Raw genomic sequence first — 17,612 nt, 5'->3', positions numbered from 1 at the left:
CGCAGGCGATGAACGACCCGAGCGCCGTTGTTGCCGATTCCGGCGTACCCCGCGCTTCGGCGATCGCACGGGCGGTTGCGCCGGTGTTCCACCATATGCTCGATGGGATCGACCGGGCGCTTGACATGGGCGCGATCGACGCGACCTTGCCCGATGGAACGCATCGGCTGCTCGGGGGGCGAGCGGAGGGTCCGGTGGCGGTCGTGAACCTGCGGCGCTGGCGGGCACTCGTGCGGCTGGCGACCGGCGGATCGGTGGGTTGGTACGAGGCCTGGGTCGCAGGCGATTGGAGCAGCCCCGATGCGGTGCCGTTGTTCGCGTTATTCATGGCGAACCGCGTAGCGCTGGGCGGGTCTGCCCGTTCGGCGGGGATAGCCAAGCTAGCTGCACGGGCGTGGCACCGGTTGCGGCGCAACGATCGCTCCGGCGCGCGGCGCAACATCGCGGCGCATTACGATCTGGGCAACGACTTTTACGCGGCCTGGCTGGATCCGGGCATGACCTATTCGAGCGCGATCTTCGAAGATCCAAGCGAGACGCTGGAGGCGGCACAGGACCGAAAACTGGCGGCGATCCTCTCACGTACCGCGACTCGACCGGGAGATACGATCCTCGAGATAGGTTGCGGTTGGGGGTCGTTCGCCGAACGAGCGTCGCGCGACGGGGTCAAGGTTCATGCAATCACCTTGTCGGCCGAGCAGAGGGCGGTGGTCGAGGTGCGCGGGCTGTCCGGCATTACCGTTTCGATGACCGACTATCGCGATGTGACTGGCGCCTATGACGCCGTCGCCAGCATCGAAATGGTGGAAGCGGTGGGGGAGGCCTATTGGCCCGCCTATCTCGACGCGGTCGCACGGGCGCTGAAGCCGGGCGGTCGCGCCGCGATCCAATATATCGCCATCGCCGACGACGTGTTCCCCGCCTACGCGCGCGGCGTGGATTTCATCCAGCGCTACGTCTTTCCCGGCGGCATGCTGCTGTCTGAATCGCGCTTTCGTGCGCTTGCCGAGGCACGGGGGCTGGACTGGAAAGACATCCATCATTTCGGCAGCGACTATGCGGATACGCTCTTGCGGTGGCGCACAGCCTTTGAAGCGGCCAGGAGCGAGGGCAGACTACCCGTGCGCTTCGACGCGCGCTTCGTCGCTCTTTGGCGCTACTATCTGATGTATTGCGAAGGTGGTTTTCGTGGCGGAGGCATCGACGTTGCCCAGGTCACGCTAATCAAGTCCTAGGCGCTCACCCGCTCGAAATGGCCTGCCGCGAATCCCTGGACTGCCAGTTCTGCAATTCTGTCCGCCACGACCGTCGGCTCTTTCACCGATCGGGGGTCTTCCCCAGGATAGGCCCGAGCGCGCATCATCGTGCGCGTTGCGCCGGGATCAAGGATTGCCGTTCGAATGGCACTGATCTCCGCGACCTCGTCACCATAAGCGCCGACAAGCGTCTCGAATGCCGCCTTGGACGCGCCGTAAGCGCCCCAATAGGCGCGGGGATTGCGTGCCACCGAAGATGTCACTGCGATCACCCGCGCGCCCGTCGAACGGCGCAGCATGGGATCGAACGCGGCGATCAGCGCGGCTTGCGCACTGACGTTCAACGTCAGCACGGCCGCGAGTTCCTTGGGGTCGATCGCGGGCACCGCGGCAAGGCTGCCGAGCGTGGCTGCGTTGAGCACCAGGACGTCGAGCGCCTGCCAGCGTTCTCTCACTGCTGCGGCCAGTCGCGCGATCGCGTCGGTTTCGGTCAGATCGAGCGGCGCGATCGTCGCCGATCCGCCCGCGTCGAAGATCGCTTGCTCGACTGTCTCGAGACCTTGTGCCGTGCGCGCGGTAAGAACGACATGGGCGCCGCGGGATGCGAGCGCCAAGGCGGTGGCGGCACCGATCCCCCGGCTGGCGCCGGTGACGACGGCCAGCTTGTCAGCGAGCGGAAGCGTCATCAGATCATGCGCTCTTCGAGCATCGCGAACTGGTCGACTTCGGCGACCTCGTCATAATCGGTCAGCATCGTCGGATAATCGCCGGTGAAGCAGGCGTCGCAATATTTGGGACGGACTTCGGCGCGCTTGGCTTCGCCCAGCGCCTTGTAGAGGCCGTCGATTGAGACGAACGCCAGACTGTCGGCGTGGATAAAGTCAGTCATCTCGCCAACGTCGTGCGTGGCGGCGAGCAGCTTGGCGCGCTCGGGCGTATCGACGCCGTAGAAGCAACTGTGCCGTGTCGGTGGGCTGGCGATGCGCATGTGCACCTCGGCGGCACCGGCTTCCCGCATCATCTGGACGATCTTCAGCGATGTCGTGCCGCGAACGATCGAATCGTCGACTAGGATGACGCGCTTGCCCTTGATGAGCGCGCGGTTGGCGTTGTGCTTCAGCTTGACGCCGAGATGGCGGACCTTGTCGCCGGGCTGAATGAAGGTGCGGCCGACGTAGTGCGACCGGATGATGCCGAGTTCGAAAGGAATGCCGCTGGCCTGTGCGTAGCCGATCGCGGCGGGGACGCCCGAATCGGGCACCGGGATGACGAGATCGGCCTCGACCGGCGATTCCTGCGCCAATTGCGCGCCGATGCCCTTGCGCACCGAATAGATGGAGTGGTCCTCCACGATCGAATCAGGTCGGGAGAAATAGACCCATTCGAAGATGCATGGCCGCGGGGCCATTGGTGCGAAGGGACGAATGGAGCGAACTTCCGACCCTTGCACGATCACCAATTCACCCGGCTCGACCGAGCGTTCGAAGGTCGCCCCGACCACGTCCAACGCCACCGTTTCGCTGGCGAAGATCACCGCGTCGTCCAGGCGCCCCATGACGAGCGGCCGGATGCCGAGCGGGTCGCGGCAGGCGATCATCCCCTCAGGCGTCATGACGATCAGCGAATAGGCTCCCTCGACCTGCTTCAGCGCGTCGATGAACCGATCGAGCAGGGTGCGATAGCTGGAGGTCGCGACGAGATGGATGATAGTCTCGGTATCACTGGTCGATTGAAAAATCGAACCGCGGCGGACGAGTTCCTTGCGCAGCTTCAGCGCGTTGGAGATATTGCCGTTGTGGGCGACCGCGAATCCGCCGGTCTGGAGTTCTGCGTAAAGCGGCTGGACGTTGCGTAGCGCGGTCTCACCGCTGGTCGAGTAGCGGACGTGCCCGCACGCGACGGTGCCGGGCAGGGAGCGAATGACGTCGTCGCGATCGAAATTACCCGCGACATGGCCCATTGCTCGGTGCGTGTGGAAAGCGCGGCCGTCCCACGTGGTGATCCCGGCCGCCTCCTGTCCGCGGTGCTGGAGCGCGTGCAGCCCCAGTGCGACGAGAGCGGCTGCACCCGCCATCTCGGACACCCCGAAGATGCCGCACTCCTCGCGGAGTTTATCGTCGTCATAAGGATTCGTGGTCAGCATGTCGGCCCGCCGGGTGTCGCCTAGGGCGCCATATAGGGCGGAACTTGCCATCTGTCGCCCCCAAGGCGGAACGACGCCTTAGGTCGTCCTCCAACCGGCCGCCAAGATCCATCTTCCTGGGGGCGGCGATAGCAAATACCGGTAGGGGAGCGGCTAATGATCGGACCCGGACGGGGGTGGGAAGCCGCCATACGCGTCGATCGCCTCGAACAGACGAGTAAGCGCGATCCGTTCATCGAGGGTGACCTCCGGTCGCCAGATCTCGAAAAGCAGAACGGTTCGCGTGCCGTCGCCGCGATTCCAGGCCTCATGCTCGATGCTGTCGTCGAAGATCGTCAGTTCCCCTTCGCGCCACGGCCTGGTTTCGTCGCCGACCCGCATCGCGCAGCCTTCAGGCACGACGAGCGGCAGGTGACAGATCAGGCGGGTGTTGAGCATGCCGTGGTGCGGTCGGATGTGGGTGCCCGGACGCAGACGCGAGAACATGGCGGATGGAGAGCGCCCCTGGACGCGCGGGATGGGCAGGTTTGCAAGCGCCCGAACCGTGCTGGGCGTGCGCGCCGCCTGCGCTGTCAGTACGCCCGACTGCCAGATGTGGAACGCGCTCCAGCTCGGGTCGTCCAGCAGCGGGTTGGCGACGGGACGGGGACGGTTCGGGTCGCCCGTGATATACGGCGAGAAGCCGTCTGCGTCCGTCAGCCCCGCCAATTCGGCGCGAATCATGGGAGTCATAGCCTCGAGGTCGGCGGCCCACGAAAATTCTTGGCGATCGTAGAATTGACGCTGTGGCAGACCTGGAAAGTAGAACATCGACGGCTGCTGAAGGTGCAGTTCGCGGCGCCCGAGCATCAGATCGACGGAACGGCGGAACCGGCTAGGTGTCTCGTCCTCAGCCTCGGATAGATCGAGCGCGGCCAGAAGGTGCCGCTCGTACCGCACGTTGTTTTCAGTGACAAACGCTTGGGCGCGCTGGAGCAGCGGGGTAAGTTGCGGCGGAGTCTGGGTGGCCCCCGCTTGCCGAAGCGCCGCGGTCAGAAAGGACGCGGCGGCTCTGTCGTCTCGATCATCTCGCTTGCGTTCACCCATCGCGAGAAGCGCCAGGAGGTTGCGGGGTTCTTCCGCAAGCATCTCTTCGAGCGCCTTCGTCTCCGCGGCGGTATCGCCGATCTTGCGGCATGCCTGAGCAAGTGCGAGCCACGGGCGCAGGCCGAGCGGCGCGGCCCTGGTCGCGCGGGAGAGATGCTCGCGCGCGGCAATGCCGTCGCCCCGACGAAGGCAATCGAGTCCTGTTCGGGTGGAATGATCGTGATCGGGCTGCATGGTCACCTCCGGCAGGCGGAGCGATGCTCCCCGTAGGACGTTTCGTTTATGTGTTGGGTCTCGTAAAGCGAACTATGACCGATCGTGAAGAAGGCCGTCGCTTCGATCCCAAGTTCGACTCCGCCGGGCTAGTAACCGCGGTGGTGACAACGCGCGAGAACGCGCTGCTGATGGTGGCCCATATGAACTCCGAAGCCTTAGCGGCGACGCAGGCAAGCGGAGAAGCGACGTTCTTCTCGCGCAGCCGGGCGCGCTTGTGGCGCAAGGGAGAGACCTCGGGCAACATTCTACGGGTCGTCGAGATGCGGGTGGATTGCGACCAGGATGCCATCCTGATGATCGTCGATCCGACCGGGCCAGCATGTCATACCGGTCGAAAGAGTTGCTTTTACAGGCGGATCGAGGCGGACGGATCGCTGACGTTTCTTGCATGAGGGTGTTGGTGCTCGCTCTCGTCCTTTCGGCCTGCGGGCCGCAGCAGCGGTCCTCGGCGTCGAACGATGCCGGAGCCGGACTGGAGGCCGCGGCGTCCGCGGCGGGGCTGATCGCCGATCCTGGTGGTTCGCTGGTCGGCGCCTGGGCACGCGATTCCGACCGGGTGTGCATCGTACCACGCGCAGACGGCACCACGCGAATCGGGGTGGTGGTCGATTATGGCGACGGGCAGGCATGTGCGGCATCGGGCATTGTGCAGCGATCAGGCGATAAGCTGCGGGTGCAACTCGAGGATTGCCGGTTCGAGGCGCGGTTCGATGGCGAGCGGCTGATCTTTCCGGCCGAATTGCCCATCGCGTGCGAGCGGCTATGCCGCGGTCGGGCTTCGCTGGCGGCGCTGGCTGTGGAGCGGCAGGGTGCGTCGTCCTCGGAAGCGGCAACGCTGCGGGGGCCGGGGGGGCGAGCGCTGTGTGGATCCTGATCGAGGTGGCCATCTTCACCGACGATTGAAAATGCAAATGCTCGCCGCACTTCGCCTGGTGGCTGCTCCTAATCGGGACGATGCGGTCATGCTGAATGCGATCGGCTTGACGTTGACGTAAACGTGAGATAGCCGCTTGGAAATGCCGAGTGGGTCAACCTACGCCGTCGTCCCACCGCGCCCCGATCGCGATGATTTCGCGATTTCGGACCTGTCGATCGAGTTCGGGATCACGGCGCGCGCGCTGCGCTTCTACGAGGACGAGGGGCTGATCGCGCCGGTCCGTCGTGGCACCCAGCGCATCTACTCGCATCGCGACCGGGCGCGGATCGCGTGGATCCTGCGGGGCAAGCGCGTCGGCTTTTCCCTCGCCGAAATCCGCGAAATGATCGACCTTTACGACGTCGGCGAAGGTCGCGAGGTCCAGCGACAGGTGGCGCTGGAACGCTGCCGAGAGCGTGTGAACCTGCTCCAGCGGCAGAAGGCAGACATCGACGCCGCTATTACCGAACTGACCGAATTCGTCGCCGTGCTCGATCACGGCCAGACCTCCGAACAAGGATAAGACATGCCGCAATACACCTCGCCCGTGCGCGATACGCGCTTCGTTCTCGAACATGTCGTCGGGCTCGATCGCTATGCCAACGTCCCCGGCTTTGCCGCGGCGACTCCCGACACCGTCGATGCGGTGCTGGAGGAGGGCGGGCGCTTCGTGGCGGAGGTTTTGTTTCCGTTGAACCTGTCGGGCGACCAGGAGGGCTGTACCCGCCATGCAGACGGATCGGTAACGACCCCCGCCGGGTTCAAGGATGCCTATACCAAGTTCGTTGACTCGGGTTGGGGCACGTTGAGCGCGCCTGAGGCCTTCGGCGGTCAGGGCATGCCGCATGTCGTGTCGACCGCGTTTCAGGAATATATGATCTCATCCAACATGGCCTTTGCGATGTACCCCGGCCTGGCGCACGGCGCGATCGCCGCTTTGGTCGTCAAGGGCAGCCCCGAGCAGCAGGCCAAGTATCTGCCCCGGATGGTATCGGGCGAATGGGGCGGCACGATGAACCTGACGGAGCCGCAATGCGGGACCGATTTGGGGCTGATCCGCACGCGCGCCGAGCCGCAGGGTGACGGCAGCTACAGCATCACCGGCACCAAGATCTTCATCTCGGCGGGCGAGCACGACCTGACCGACAACATCATCCATCTGGTTCTGGCGAAAACGCCTGGCGCGCCGGAAAGCTCGAAGGGCATCTCGCTCTTCGTGGTGCCCAAGGTGATGGTCGAGGACGACGGGTCGCTAGGCACACGCAATGCAGTCAGCTGCGGGTCGATCGAGCACAAGATGGGCATCCACGGCAATTCGACCTGTGTAATGAACTACGACGGGGCGAAGGGATGGCTGGTCGGCGAGGAGATGAAGGGGCTGGCGGCGATGTTCATCATGATGAACGCCGCGCGTCTTGGCGTTGGTCTGCAGGGGCTCGGGCTCGCCGAAGTCGCGTATCAGAATGCGGTGCAATATGCGCACGACCGGCGGCAGGGACGCGCGCTGACCGGCCCTGCCGAGCCGGGCGAAAAGGCGGACACGTTGTTCGTGCATCCAGATGTTCGTCGCATGCTGATGGAAGGCAAGGCGTGGACCGAGGGGTTGCGGGCGCTTTGTCTCTGGGGAGCACTCCAGGTGGACCTTGAACATCGGGCGGTCAGCGATGAGGACCGCCAGATGGCGGCCGACCTGATCGGTCTGCTCACCCCCGTCATCAAGGGGGTCGGCACCGACAAGGGCTATGAGATCGCAACGACCTCGCAGCAGGTTTACGGCGGGCACGGCTACATCGCCGAATGGGGGATGGAGCAATATGTCCGCGATGCGCGGATCGCGCAGATCTATGAGGGCACGAACGGCGTTCAGGCGATGGACCTGGTGGGGCGCAAGTTGGCCAGCAACGGCGGGCGTGCGGTGCAGGCGCTTTTCCGCATCGTGGCCGAGGAGATCGCCGCAGCCAAGCAGGTCGAGGCGACCGCGCCGTTCGCAAGCGGGCTGGAGCGGGCCACGTCCGAGCTTCAGGCAGCGACGATGTGGTTCATGGCGAACGGGATGAAAAACCCGAACAACGTCGGCGCGGGTGCGGTGTCGTACATGCACCTGATGGGGATCGTCGCAGTCGGGCTGATGTGGCTGCGCATGGCCGCGGCGGCGGCGCGGCTGAAGGAGGCGGGCGAGGGCGATGCCGCGTTCATGGATGCCAAGCTCGTTACCGCGCGCTTTTTTGCCGAGCGGGTGATGCCCGAGGCTGGTGCGCTCAGGCGTAAGATCGAGGGCGGGGCGGAGGCGATCATGGCCTTGCCGCCCGAGATGTTCATGGCGGCCTGAGTCACGGGGACAGGGTTGGAAGTCTGATCGCCGACGTAGGTCTGCCGGTCGGCCTTGCATCGGGCGCAGGTTCCGGGCTTCCGCCTCTCCGGCGAACGCTGGGCAAGACATCTACCGCAGCCGGTCTAGGCGTCGGCGCGGGCGTCGGCGCTCCGCCCGGCCATTCCGCACGGGCGGCGGACCGGCGCATGCATTCGCGCGGATTGTTGCGCTTGAACGTGGCGCAATTCCACAGCGCACGCTCGAAGTTGAAGCTGCGATCGCGCAGGTAGCTGAAGTCCATCGCATCCATCTGCTCGGGCGTGGGCGAGGCGCTGGTCGCCACATCCTTCGCATTGGTCCATCCGAGCAGCTTGCAGTTCGTGCGTTCGCCACACGCCGCCACCGCCACCGCGCGATAGCTGTCCGGCGGCTGACGCGTGTCGAGAAGGAGAACAAAGGTGTTGGAATCGGTCGGCAGCGGCTGAACCACATCGGACACGGTCCCGACGGGCGGGACGCCCGTAGCTTCGGTGCCGGCCAGCGCGGTTGCGGACCGATGTGCAGGCGAGATCGCCCCGAGCGCCGCAACGGCGGGCTCGTTTCCGGAAACCTGGCGGTTGAAGGCCCCCGGCGTGCCCCACCAGCCGGTCCAACGAAAGAACAGGTGGGTGCCAACGCGCGCGACCTTGTCGAGGCTCGATTGCCAATAAGGAACAACCCAATCGGTATGATAATGGGTCGAATGGCCGACCGGGCGGTACACCGAGCCGGACAGCGCCATAGCGGCAATCTCGCGAGCGCGTCGCCACCCGGCTTCGGACGGCTTCCATTTGGTCATCGCACCGTCGCAGGTGAACGTGAATTGGCAGCCGGTGCGGCGCTCGGACCCTTCGAACACCACGCCGCACACCGTTTTGGGGAAGGCGGGATGGCGCAGCCGGTTGAGCACGACCTGCGCAACCGCGCGCTCGCCGACCGCATCGTCGCCCGCTTCGTAGAGGACGCCAGCGGCGAGGCAGTCGGTTGCGCGTTCGCGGTCTTCGGTCGATCCGGCAAATCGGAAGGGGCGGGCCGCGGGGTTAGGGCCGCGGGAGATGGGAACGGTCTCGTTGAACGCGCGCGCATCCTGAGGGGCCAGGTCGACGAACTTTACCGGCTCGACCGGGGGGAGTTCGGCCTGAGGCACGACGCGGCGGGGCGGGAGCTTGGCCAGCTTAGTCGCCAGCCTGGGCATAGCCGGCGGGTGGGTGACGACCCAAGTGGGCACGGCGACCGCGAGCGCCGCTACCGCGACGAGCGCTGCATTGAGATAGCCTCGATCGTGCAACGCTACACCGTCACCCCGGCCCTGAGCCGGGGTTCCGCTTCTACCAGCGAAGTCGAGAAGAAGAAGCGGAGCCCCGGGCCGAGGCTCCCCTGAGCTTCGCCGCAGGATTCAGGGTGACGCGTGGCGTGAAGCGGCACGCCTCAGCTCTCCGGCAGAAAGTCGGGGACCGACAGATAGCGCTCGCCGGTGTCGTAGTTGAAGCCAAGGACGCGGACATCGTCGGGCAGGTCGGGCAGCTTCTGGAGGATCGCGGCCAGCGTCGCGCCGGAGGAGATGCCGACCAGCATGCCCTCCTCACGCGCCGCGCGCCGTGCCATGTCCTTGGCGACCGCGGCATCGACCTCGATCACGCCGTCGAGCGCGGCAGTGTGCAGATTCGCCGGGATGAAGCCGGCGCCGATCCCCTGAATCGGGTGCGGCCCCGGCTGACCGCCGGCGATGACAGGCGAGGCGGCCGGCTCGACCGCGAACACCTTGAGCAACGGCCAGTTCTTCTTGAGGGTCTCTGCAACCCCGGTGATGTGACCACCGGTGCCGACGCCGGTGATGAGCACGTCGATCGGGGCGGCGGCGAAATCTTCAAGGATTTCCTGCGCGGTAGTGCGGACGTGGACGTCTATGTTCGCCGGATTCTCGAACTGCTGCGGCATCCAGCTGTTGGGGGTCTCGTCGACGAGTTGCAGCGCGCGCTCGATCGCCCCCTTCATCCCCTTCTCACGCGGAGTTAGGTCGAAGGTCGCGCCGTAAGCCAGCATCAGCCGACGGCGTTCGAGCGACATCGATTCGGGCATGACGAGCACGAGCTTGTAGCCCTTGACCGCGGCGACCATCGCCAGCCCGACGCCGGTGTTACCGCTGGTCGGCTCGATGATCGTGCCGCCGGGCTGGAGCCGTCCGTCGGCCTCGGCGGCTTCGATCATCGCCAGTGCGATGCGGTCCTTGATCGAGCCACCGGGGTTGGAGCGTTCGGACTTGATCCACACCTCGGAACTCGGGAACAGCCGCTGCATGCGGATGTGCGGCGTCCGGCCGATCGTCTCGAGGATCGTGTTGGCCTTCATGGCTTGGTCGCTCCATGTTGTGGTTCGGGGAGGATTTCGGGCGGATCGAACGTCTTTGCAAGCCTGAGTTCGGGAAACAGCCTGGCCCAGAGCAGCGTCACCGCGATCGCCCCGACCCCGCCGAAGACGACGGCGCCGACGGGGCCGAGCAGCGAAGCGAGCAGCCCGCTCTCCGCCTCGCCCAGTTCGTTGGAGGCCGAGATGGTCAGCTGAGACACCGCGCTCACGCGGCCGCGCATCTCGTCAGGGGTATGGAGCTGGATCAGCGAGGAGCGCACATAGACCGACACCATGTCCGCGCTGCCGGCGATCACCAGCGCGCCCATGCTCAGCGCGAAGCTGGTCGAGACGCCGAACACCAGGATCGCGAGGCCGAAGACGACTACCGATACCAGCATCTTGACGCCGACATTCTCGGTCATCGGCCGAAACGAGAACCAGATCGCGGTGGTTGCGGCACCGATGCCCATGCCCGCGGCGAGCAGACCCAGCCCGCTCGCGCCGACGTGGAGGATGTCGCGGGCATAGATCGGCAGCAGCGCAGTGGCTCCCGCCAGCAGCACGGCAAACAGGTCTAGCGTGATTGTCGCCAAGACCAGACGGTTGCGGCGCACGTAGTGGAACCCTTCCAGGATGCGGGTCAGCGGATGGCGATCGGTCTGGGCCGGCGGTTGCGGCACCGGGCCGATGAAGAAGATGGCGGCGAGTGCGACCGCGAGTAGCCCGGTGATCGTCGCATAGGCCGCGTCCGGGTGGATCGCGTAGAGCAATCCGCCCAAGCTGGGCCCCGCGATCGTGCCGACCTGCCATGCGATCGAACTGATCGCGATCGCGGTCGGCAGGCTTTCGCGCGGCACCAGATTGGGCGCGAGCGAGGAATAGGCCGGGCCGGAAAAGGCGCGGGCGATACCGACGAACACCGCCGCGCCGAACAATGCGGGCAGGCCGAGCATCCCGAGCCAGGTCAGCACGCCCAAAGTCGCGGCGACCAGCATCAGCAGGGCGGTGGTGGCGCGGACGATCCAGCGGCGGTCGACGCTGTCCGCCACCAGCCCGACGATCGGGGTGAGCACGAACAGCGGCACGAACTGCGCCGCGCCGATCATGCCGAGCAGGAATGCTGCCTCGCGAATGTCCATCGTCTCGCGCGCCAGGCCGTACACCTGCCAGCCAATGACGATCCCCTGCGCGCTGGTGGCGACGGTGCCGGTAAGCCGGGAGAGCCAGTAGGCACGGAAGTTCGGGATGCGGAAGGGGTGGATGGCCATATCTGCGGCGGCTTTAGGCGGTGGCGCAGGGCGAGGGCAACCAAGGAAGGCTTTGCGGGTGATTGAAGTCCGTGGGGGTAGCGGCCTATAGGCGGCCTTCGTCCCTCCCCGGATACGAGGTATTCAACACGTGGCCAAAGCCCCCGCGCCCGCGCCTGCCGAGCCCCCGAAGTCCAATCGCGAACGCCCCGCCGAGCCGCAACCGTTCGCGGCAGACAAGGCGCAGCTGCTCGAATTCTACCGGCAGATGCTGCTGATCCGCCGTTTCGAGGAGAAAGCGGGGCAACTTTATGGACTGGGGTTCATCGGCGGCTTCTGCCACCTGTACATCGGCCAGGAAGCGGTCGCGGTCGGGCTGCAATCCGCGCTGAATGGCGATACGGATTCGGTCATTACGGGCTACCGCGACCACGGCCACATGCTCGCCTATGGCATCGACCCCAAGGTCATCATGGCCGAGCTTACGGGGCGCGCCGCGGGCATATCCAAGGGCAAGGGCGGGTCGATGCACATGTTCTCGACCGAGCATAAGTTCTATGGCGGCCACGGCATCGTCGGCGCGCAGGTGTCGCTGGGCACGGGACTCGCCTTCGGGCACAAGTACAAGGGCGACGGCGGCGTCTGCCTGGCCTATTTCGGCGATGGCGCGGCCAACCAGGGCCAGGTGTACGAGAGCTTCAACATGGCCGAGCTGTGGAAGCTGCCGATCATCTTCGTGATCGAGAACAACCAATATGCGATGGGCACCAGCGTGAACCGCGCGAGCGCCGAGGATCAGCTGTACCGCCGCGGCGAGAGTTTCCGCATCCCCGGTATCCAGGTGGACGGCATGGACGTCCTCGCCTGCCGCGGCGCCGCCGAGACCGCGCTCGCATGGGTGCGTGCGGGCAAGGGACCGGTCATCCTGGAGATGAAGACCTATCGTTACCGCGGGCATTCGATGAGCGACCCGGCCAAATACCGCAGCCGCGACGAGGTGCAGGCGGTGCGCGACAAGTCCGACCCGATCGAGCACGTCAAGAAGCTGCTGGAGGAGCAGGGCGTCTCGCCTGAGGAGTTCAAGGCGGCCGAACAGGCGATCCGCAAACAAGTCAACGAAGCCGCGGACTTCGCCGAACAGACTCCCGAACCCGAGGCGGGCGAACTCTATACCGACGTGCTGGTGGAGCGTTACTGATGGCGATCGAAATCAAGATGCCGGCATTGTCGCCGACGATGGAAGAGGGCACGCTCGCCAAATGGCTCGTGCACGAGGGCGACAGCGTCAAGTCCGGCGACATCATGGCCGAGATCGAGACCGACAAGGCGACGATGGAATTCGAGGCGGTCGATGAAGGCGTCATCGGCAAGATCCTGATCGCCGAGGGCACCGACAATGTAAAGGTCGGCACCGTCATCGCGACGCTGACCAGCGACGACGACCAGTCCGAAGCACCCGCTGCCGCCCCGGCCGCGGAGAGCGCGGCGCCGACGCCGTCCGACCAGCAGACCGAGGTCCATGCCGATTCGCCCAGGACGCAGGAGACCGGCACGACGCAACTCGTGGCCGCGGTCGAGCGCACCGCGGTGGCCGGTCCCGAGGTTCCCGAAGGCACCGAGATGGTCAAGACGACCGTCCGCGAGGCGTTGCGCGACGCGATGGCCGAGGAGATGCGCGCCGACGACCGCATCTTCGTGATGGGCGAGGAGGTGGCGCAATATCAGGGCGCATATAAGGTCACCCAGGGGCTGCTCGACGAATTCGGCGAGCGCCGGGTGATCGACACGCCGATCACCGAATATGGCTTTGCCGGCGTCGGCACCGGCGCGGCGATGGGGGGTCTCAAGCCGATCATCGAATTCATGACCTTCAACTTCGCGATGCAGGCGATCGACCACATCATCAATTCGGCGGCCAAGACCAATTACATGTCGGGCGGGCAGATGCGCTGCCCGATCGTCTTCCGCGGCCCCAACGGCGCGGCGAGCCGGGTCGGCGCGCAGCATTCGCAGAATTACGCGCCCTGGTATGCCAGTGTCCCCGGCCTGATCGTGATAGCGCCTTATGACGCGGCCGATGCCAAGGGGCTGCTGAAGGCCGCGATCCGCAGCGAAGACCCGGTCGTGTTCCTGGAAAACGAGCTGATGTACGGGCGCAGCTTCGACGTGCCCAAGCTCGACGATTGGGTGCTGCCGATCGGCAAGGCGCGGATCGTGCGGACGGGCAAGGACGTGACGATCGTCACCTATTCGATCGGCGTCGGCGTCAGCCTGGAAGCCGCCGAGACGCTGGCGGGCGAGGGGATCGACGCCGAGGTGATCGACCTGCGCACGCTGCGCCCGCTCGATACGGCGACGGTGCTGGCAAGTCTGGCGAAGACCAACCGGATGGTCGTTGTCGAGGAAGGCTGGGCGACCTGCTCGATCGCGTCCGAAATCGTGTCGGTAGTGATGGAACACAGTTTCGATGATCTCGACGCGCCCGTTCTGCGGGTCGCGAACGAGGACGTGCCGCTGCCTTATGCGGCGAACCTGGAAAAGCTGGCGCTGATCGACGCGGCCAAGGTCGTGAGCGCGGTCAAGAGGGTCTGCTACCGAGCTTGATCCACCCCGCCCTGGGACAGGGCCGGATATGTTGCGATACGCCGCTTCACCTCCCGACCGCAGATAGCGGTACGTGGTGAGCAGCGTCCGGGTATTAAGATCGGGCGGCGGATATCGAAACCGCCGCCCGGCGGTCATTGCGTAATGCGTGCGGTCGCGATGGCCTTGTCGAACAGCGCGCTCATGCCGGCCGATATGCTGCTGTCGGTCTTCACCTCGAAGAACAGGTCGGGCGATGCGCAAGCCTTTAGCGCCCGGGCGACGTCGGGCAGCCGCCACGCGACGTTCCGCTGCGACCAATCGTCGCCTGCGATCGAAGCGGGGTCGTAGGTCGTGTAGAGGACGGCGATACGCGTGTTGGGGCGGGCCTTGATCGCGGTACATTGGTCCAGCAGAATCTGACCCAGTTGCTGGCCCGATCGTTCTTCGTTGCGCATGCCGTCGGTAACGAGGAACAGCATTGATTGGGGGCTGTCGTTTGATCTTTTGGTTCCGGTGCCTGATAGCGCGGGAATCAAGGCTGCGACCTTCACCATCGAGTCGGCGTGTTCGGTCTGGCGGTCCCAGTAGCTGCTGCCCTTCGTCACCGCGACGGCCTGGGCCGTGCCGGTTTGCGTTTTCGCCGTCATCAACGCGCTGGTCAACGGCGCCACATTGACGAAATCCGAAGCGCGGCTGAATGTGGACACCGACATACGGTAAATGGCGTCGTTGCGAACCATCGACGATTGGGCCTTGTCGATCATGTCCTGGATTGCGGTCTTACCGCTATCAACTCGCAGGACGATGCCGGCGTTGTGCGCAGCAGTATAGAAATCGATCCGCCGGCCGGATTTGTCGTATTGCGGGGTGCCGTCGGACTTGTCGGGATTGGTCTGATGGCAGGCAAAGGCGCACCCTCCCGTCATCGTCTTCATCTGCGCAATGCCGGCGGATGTAACGGGCAGTGCCATCGACGACGACACGTCGAGCATGACATAGAAGTCGATGTTCGGGGCGATTTTGGCAGTCGTCGCGGACGTGCCGGAGATGGCAAGAGTCCGCATCCCGAGGATGTTGCCGAATTTGTTGGCCGATTCCGCTTTGTAGCTGACGACCGCAGTGCGATCGAGCCCGGAAGCGTCGGTTTGCGTGATGACGACCTTGAGCGCGCCGTAATCATAGGTGGTGTTGGTCGTCGTGATGGTCACGGCAGGGCCGGTGAGCGTGTAGCGCAGCCCGTTCAGGTTTTCGGCCTGGGCCTTGAACATGTTGAGCGCGGCGACGGCCGCCTCGTCCTTGGTGCGGAGCATCATCGGCTGCGTCACTGCCATGAGAGCCGACGCATCGGTGATGGCGTTCACCTTGGCCTGCAACCGCGCGGCCCGCGAATAGTCGATCACCATGCCGGTCGAGAAGGTCAGCGGCACCAGCGCGAAGCCGACGATCATCAACACGTTGCCGCCGCGATCGGCGGCGAGGCGCCGATACAGGTTCGTGACACGCATGCGTATTGCGCCTTTCGTGGCGGAATGGATCGGCCGCACCTTCATTGCTTCACGACTGTTGCCGACGCGCGCGGGCTCATGATGATCGTCTCGGAAAGCGGGATCTGGCCGATCATTGATGCTGCGATGCCCGGGATGTACTGATAGTCTATCCGGGCCACTATCAGCGACGTGTTCGCCTGTTTTATGCTGTCCGGGACCGCGAATTCCGATCCCGCGGCGAGTTTGGCGGTGTTCTTGCCGCGGCTCCATCCGACCTTGCTTCTCCTGGTCGCGTCGATGTCGATCTGCGAAACCGTCATCCGCGCGTTGGTTTGTGCATAGGGCGCCATCACCTGTTCGCTCGCGTTCAGGATGGTGTCGAGGTCGCTGTCGGTCACCGTCGTATATTGCGAGGTGAGGTCGGCGATCGTGCGCGCAGCCGCCGTGATCTTGCGCTGTGCCGCCACGGCATCGCTGATCTGATAGCCGCCGACGAACAGCATCATCAACACGGGCAGCACCATCGCGAACTCGACCAGTGCCACGCCCCGCCCGTCACGGATCAGACGATCGCGATCGATCACGAATAGCTCTCCGTCTTGAACACAGACGTGGCGCGTAGTAGCCGTTTGCCGCGCGACATGGTCGCCAGGTCGAAACCAAGCGGTCCCTTTTGAACGTCCCAGACATACATGATCTGGACGATCGTGATGGCGCCGGCCCCACCGGGAGCAAAGCTCCAGCTGTTGTTGGGATTGCCATTGGAGTCGTAGGTGATCGTCGGCGCGGCGGTGTTCGCGGACGAAAACGTCGTCGCGGTGCGGACGTCCACCATGACGTTCTGGCATTTCATGAATGCCGGAAGCCCGGCGCAGACCAGCGACTTGAATTGCTCCCGCGTCATTCCCGAGGTTTGCGCGACGCCCGTCATCAGCTTTCGTACCGCGCGTTCGCTGGCGGTCTCCAGATTCTGCTGGGCGAAGAAGGTGAGGGTGACCTGTAGGATCGCGATGATTATCGCCATCAGCGGCGTTGCGACGAAACCGAATTCGATCGCGGTCACGCCCCGGACGTCACGGCGAAGGCGCGTGCGTCCGCCGGGCTTGGAGAGCGTGCGCCGCATTGCCGTGACCAAATTGGCTATCATCGCTGCTATATCGCTCCGCAAGCATGGCGTTTTGCGCATGCAAGTCTTAAGAAATGCTTGCCTCATCGCCGGGCTGTCGCGGTGCGGCCGAGGTGGCGGCACGGGAAAAGGGGGGCGGGATGCCTCGGGATCATGCCGACCGGTTGCTGGCGATCGGCTATGCGCCGGCGGACGCGCGGGCCGCCCTGACCGCGCTCTTCGAACTCGACGCGGCGCTGGGTGCTATCCTGCGTACCACACGCGAGCCGTTGTTGGGGCAGATGCGGCTGACGTGGTGGCATGAGGCGCTGGTCGCGCTCGATGGGGGCGCCGCGCCTGCGCACCCGGTGCTGCGCGATCTGGGAAGAGACGTCGTGCCGCGGGTTTCGGGGGCTATGCTCGCGGCAATGGTCGACGGGTGGGAAGCGCTCCTCGACGATCCCCTGGATGCGGGCGCCATGGAGCGGTTCGCGGCAATGCGGGGGGGCGGGATGTTCGTGGCGGCAGGGGCGGTGCTGGGGATCGAGCGAGAGGGGTTGCAGGAGGCAGGAGCGGGATGGGCGCTGGCCGATCTCGCGGGCAACCTCGGCGATCCCGCAAGCGGCACGCTCGCGCGGACGCTCGCGCTGCCCAGGCTGGCGGCCGCCATGCGGACGGCTTGGCCGCACCGGGGACGTGCGCTCGGAGCGCTCGTTCTGCTGGCGCGGGACGGCCGGTCGGGATCACCTGCCTTGGCCGCGCGGCTGATGTGGCATCGGGCCACGGGCCTATAGCCGCGGTGCGGTCGGCG

The 17,612-nt window shown here is 65.3% G+C and carries 17 protein-coding genes; 8 read left to right on the top strand and 9 right to left on the bottom strand.

Annotation, left to right across the window (positions count from 1 at the left end; all coding sequences use genetic code 11):
* The first annotated feature begins 8 nt into the window (after window positions 1–8).
* The gene (locus VF643_RS02405; RefSeq protein WP_414713775.1) at window positions 9–1,235 is read left to right on the top strand and encodes a class I SAM-dependent methyltransferase; all 1,227 of its coding nucleotides are present in this window, start codon (window positions 9–11) and stop codon (window positions 1,233–1,235) included.
* Here VF643_RS02405 and VF643_RS02400 read toward each other — a convergent pair.
* The 3 genes from VF643_RS02400 to VF643_RS02390 form a co-directional block, all read right to left on the bottom strand.
* On the bottom strand, window positions 1,232–1,942 hold the full coding sequence (locus VF643_RS02400) for an SDR family NAD(P)-dependent oxidoreductase (RefSeq protein ID WP_331041767.1): 711 nt from the start codon (window positions 1,940–1,942) through the stop codon (window positions 1,232–1,234). The two genes, VF643_RS02405 and VF643_RS02400, sit on opposite strands and share 4 nt — an antisense overlap.
* Window positions 1,942–3,399: an amidophosphoribosyltransferase gene (gene purF, locus VF643_RS02395; protein ID WP_331041799.1), complete on the bottom strand. Its 1,458-nt coding sequence runs from the start codon at window positions 3,397–3,399 to the stop codon at window positions 1,942–1,944. The genes VF643_RS02400 and purF overlap by 1 nt, the downstream gene beginning before the upstream one ends.
* 153 nt (window positions 3,400–3,552) lie before the next feature.
* Window positions 3,553–4,719, bottom strand: coding sequence for an aspartyl/asparaginyl beta-hydroxylase domain-containing protein (locus VF643_RS02390; RefSeq protein ID WP_331041766.1), 1,167 nt, complete (start codon window positions 4,717–4,719; stop codon window positions 3,553–3,555).
* A gap of 74 nt (window positions 4,720–4,793) precedes the next feature.
* Between VF643_RS02390 and hisI the strand changes: the two genes are divergently transcribed.
* The 4 genes from hisI to VF643_RS02370 all read left to right on the top strand — a co-directional run bounded on the left by hisI (window position 4,794) and on the right by VF643_RS02370 (window position 8,006).
* Window positions 4,794–5,153, top strand: coding sequence for a phosphoribosyl-AMP cyclohydrolase (gene hisI, locus VF643_RS02385; protein WP_331041765.1), 360 nt, complete (start codon window positions 4,794–4,796; stop codon window positions 5,151–5,153).
* Between the two features lie 8 nt (window positions 5,154–5,161).
* On the top strand, window positions 5,162–5,635 hold the full coding sequence (locus tag VF643_RS02380) for a hypothetical protein (protein ID WP_331041764.1): 474 nt from the start codon (window positions 5,162–5,164) through the stop codon (window positions 5,633–5,635).
* A gap of 142 nt (window positions 5,636–5,777) precedes the next feature.
* The gene (locus VF643_RS02375) at window positions 5,778–6,200 is read left to right on the top strand and encodes a MerR family DNA-binding transcriptional regulator (RefSeq protein WP_331041763.1); all 423 of its coding nucleotides are present in this window, start codon (window positions 5,778–5,780) and stop codon (window positions 6,198–6,200) included.
* Between the two features lie 3 nt (window positions 6,201–6,203).
* Window positions 6,204–8,006: an acyl-CoA dehydrogenase C-terminal domain-containing protein gene (locus VF643_RS02370; RefSeq protein ID WP_331041762.1), complete on the top strand. Its 1,803-nt coding sequence runs from the start codon at window positions 6,204–6,206 to the stop codon at window positions 8,004–8,006.
* A gap of 1 nt (window position 8,007) precedes the next feature.
* On the opposite strand, the gene VF643_RS02365 is transcribed toward VF643_RS02370, so the two are convergent.
* The 3 genes from VF643_RS02365 to VF643_RS02355 all read right to left on the bottom strand — a co-directional run bounded on the left by VF643_RS02365 (window position 8,008) and on the right by VF643_RS02355 (window position 11,644).
* Window positions 8,008–9,315 carry a cell wall hydrolase gene (locus tag VF643_RS02365; RefSeq protein ID WP_331041761.1) on the bottom strand — a complete coding sequence of 436 codons (1,308 nt, stop codon included), beginning with the start codon at window positions 9,313–9,315 and terminating at the stop codon, window positions 8,008–8,010.
* A gap of 140 nt (window positions 9,316–9,455) precedes the next feature.
* Window positions 9,456–10,376: a cysteine synthase A gene (cysK, locus tag VF643_RS02360; protein WP_331041760.1), complete on the bottom strand. Its 921-nt coding sequence runs from the start codon at window positions 10,374–10,376 to the stop codon at window positions 9,456–9,458.
* On the bottom strand, window positions 10,373–11,644 hold the full coding sequence (locus tag VF643_RS02355) for an MFS transporter (protein WP_331041759.1): 1,272 nt from the start codon (window positions 11,642–11,644) through the stop codon (window positions 10,373–10,375). Before VF643_RS02355 ends, cysK begins: the two co-directional genes overlap by 4 nt.
* 130 nt (window positions 11,645–11,774) lie before the next feature.
* On the opposite strand from VF643_RS02355, the gene pdhA reads away from it, so the two are divergent.
* Together pdhA and VF643_RS02345 are read left to right on the top strand one after the other, a co-directional pair.
* Window positions 11,775–12,821: a pyruvate dehydrogenase (acetyl-transferring) E1 component subunit alpha gene (gene pdhA, locus VF643_RS02350; protein ID WP_331041758.1), complete on the top strand. Its 1,047-nt coding sequence runs from the start codon at window positions 11,775–11,777 to the stop codon at window positions 12,819–12,821.
* A complete protein-coding gene (locus VF643_RS02345) occupies window positions 12,821–14,227 on the top strand; it encodes a pyruvate dehydrogenase complex E1 component subunit beta (RefSeq protein WP_331041757.1) in 1,407 nt (468 codons plus the stop codon). Before pdhA ends, VF643_RS02345 begins: the two co-directional genes overlap by 1 nt.
* 134 nt (window positions 14,228–14,361) lie before the next feature.
* On the opposite strand, the gene VF643_RS02340 is transcribed toward VF643_RS02345, so the two are convergent.
* The 3 genes from VF643_RS02340 to VF643_RS02330 form a co-directional block, all read right to left on the bottom strand.
* Window positions 14,362–15,657, bottom strand: a complete 1,296-nt coding sequence (locus tag VF643_RS02340) for a hypothetical protein (protein ID WP_331041798.1) — start codon at window positions 15,655–15,657, stop codon at window positions 14,362–14,364.
* A gap of 98 nt (window positions 15,658–15,755) precedes the next feature.
* On the bottom strand, window positions 15,756–16,280 hold the full coding sequence (locus VF643_RS02335) for a TadE/TadG family type IV pilus assembly protein (RefSeq protein WP_331041756.1): 525 nt from the start codon (window positions 16,278–16,280) through the stop codon (window positions 15,756–15,758).
* Window positions 16,277–16,843 (bottom strand): TadE/TadG family type IV pilus assembly protein, encoded by a 567-nt coding sequence (locus VF643_RS02330; RefSeq protein ID WP_331041755.1) that lies wholly within the window; start codon window positions 16,841–16,843, stop codon window positions 16,277–16,279. Before VF643_RS02330 ends, VF643_RS02335 begins: the two co-directional genes overlap by 4 nt.
* Before the next feature lie 119 nt (window positions 16,844–16,962).
* On the opposite strand from VF643_RS02330, the gene VF643_RS02325 reads away from it, so the two are divergent.
* Window positions 16,963–17,595 (top strand): squalene/phytoene synthase family protein, encoded by a 633-nt coding sequence (locus tag VF643_RS02325; RefSeq protein WP_331041754.1) that lies wholly within the window; start codon window positions 16,963–16,965, stop codon window positions 17,593–17,595.
* The last annotated feature ends 17 nt before the right edge of the window (window positions 17,596–17,612 follow it).

Origin of the sequence: Sphingomonas sp. (genome assembly GCF_036387595.1) — a bacterium.
Taxonomy (GTDB): domain Bacteria; phylum Pseudomonadota; class Alphaproteobacteria; order Sphingomonadales; family Sphingomonadaceae; genus Sphingomonas.
Note: the sequence above shows the minus strand (reverse complement) of the source record. Positions and strands in the feature narration are given on the sequence as shown.

Bases quoted from the DNA above. Each gene is read 5' to 3' on its own strand.
- hisI (WP_331041765.1), top strand. From the start codon at position 4,794: ATGACCGATCGTGAAGAAGGCCGTCGCTTCGATCCCAAGTTCGACTCC.
- VF643_RS02400 (WP_331041767.1), bottom strand. From the start codon at position 1,942: ATGACGCTTCCGCTCGCTGACAAGCTGGCCGTCGTCACCGGCGCCAGC.
- VF643_RS02340 (WP_331041798.1), bottom strand. From the start codon at position 15,657: ATGATCGTCGGCTTCGCGCTGGTGCCGCTGACCTTCTCGACCGGCATG.
- VF643_RS02330 (WP_331041755.1), bottom strand. From the start codon at position 16,843: ATGATAGCCAATTTGGTCACGGCAATGCGGCGCACGCTCTCCAAGCCC.
- VF643_RS02370 (WP_331041762.1), top strand. From the start codon at position 6,204: ATGCCGCAATACACCTCGCCCGTGCGCGATACGCGCTTCGTTCTCGAA.
- VF643_RS02390 (WP_331041766.1), bottom strand. From the start codon at position 4,719: ATGCAGCCCGATCACGATCATTCCACCCGAACAGGACTCGATTGCCTT.
- VF643_RS02345 (WP_331041757.1), top strand. From the start codon at position 12,821: ATGGCGATCGAAATCAAGATGCCGGCATTGTCGCCGACGATGGAAGAG.
- VF643_RS02355 (WP_331041759.1), bottom strand. From the start codon at position 11,644: ATGGCCATCCACCCCTTCCGCATCCCGAACTTCCGTGCCTACTGGCTC.
- VF643_RS02375 (WP_331041763.1), top strand. From the start codon at position 5,778: ATGCCGAGTGGGTCAACCTACGCCGTCGTCCCACCGCGCCCCGATCGC.
- VF643_RS02405 (WP_414713775.1), top strand. From the start codon at position 9: ATGAACGACCCGAGCGCCGTTGTTGCCGATTCCGGCGTACCCCGCGCT.
- purF (WP_331041799.1), bottom strand. From the start codon at position 3,399: ATGCTGACCACGAATCCTTATGACGACGATAAACTCCGCGAGGAGTGC.
- VF643_RS02325 (WP_331041754.1), top strand. From the start codon at position 16,963: ATGCCTCGGGATCATGCCGACCGGTTGCTGGCGATCGGCTATGCGCCG.
- cysK (WP_331041760.1), bottom strand. From the start codon at position 10,376: ATGAAGGCCAACACGATCCTCGAGACGATCGGCCGGACGCCGCACATC.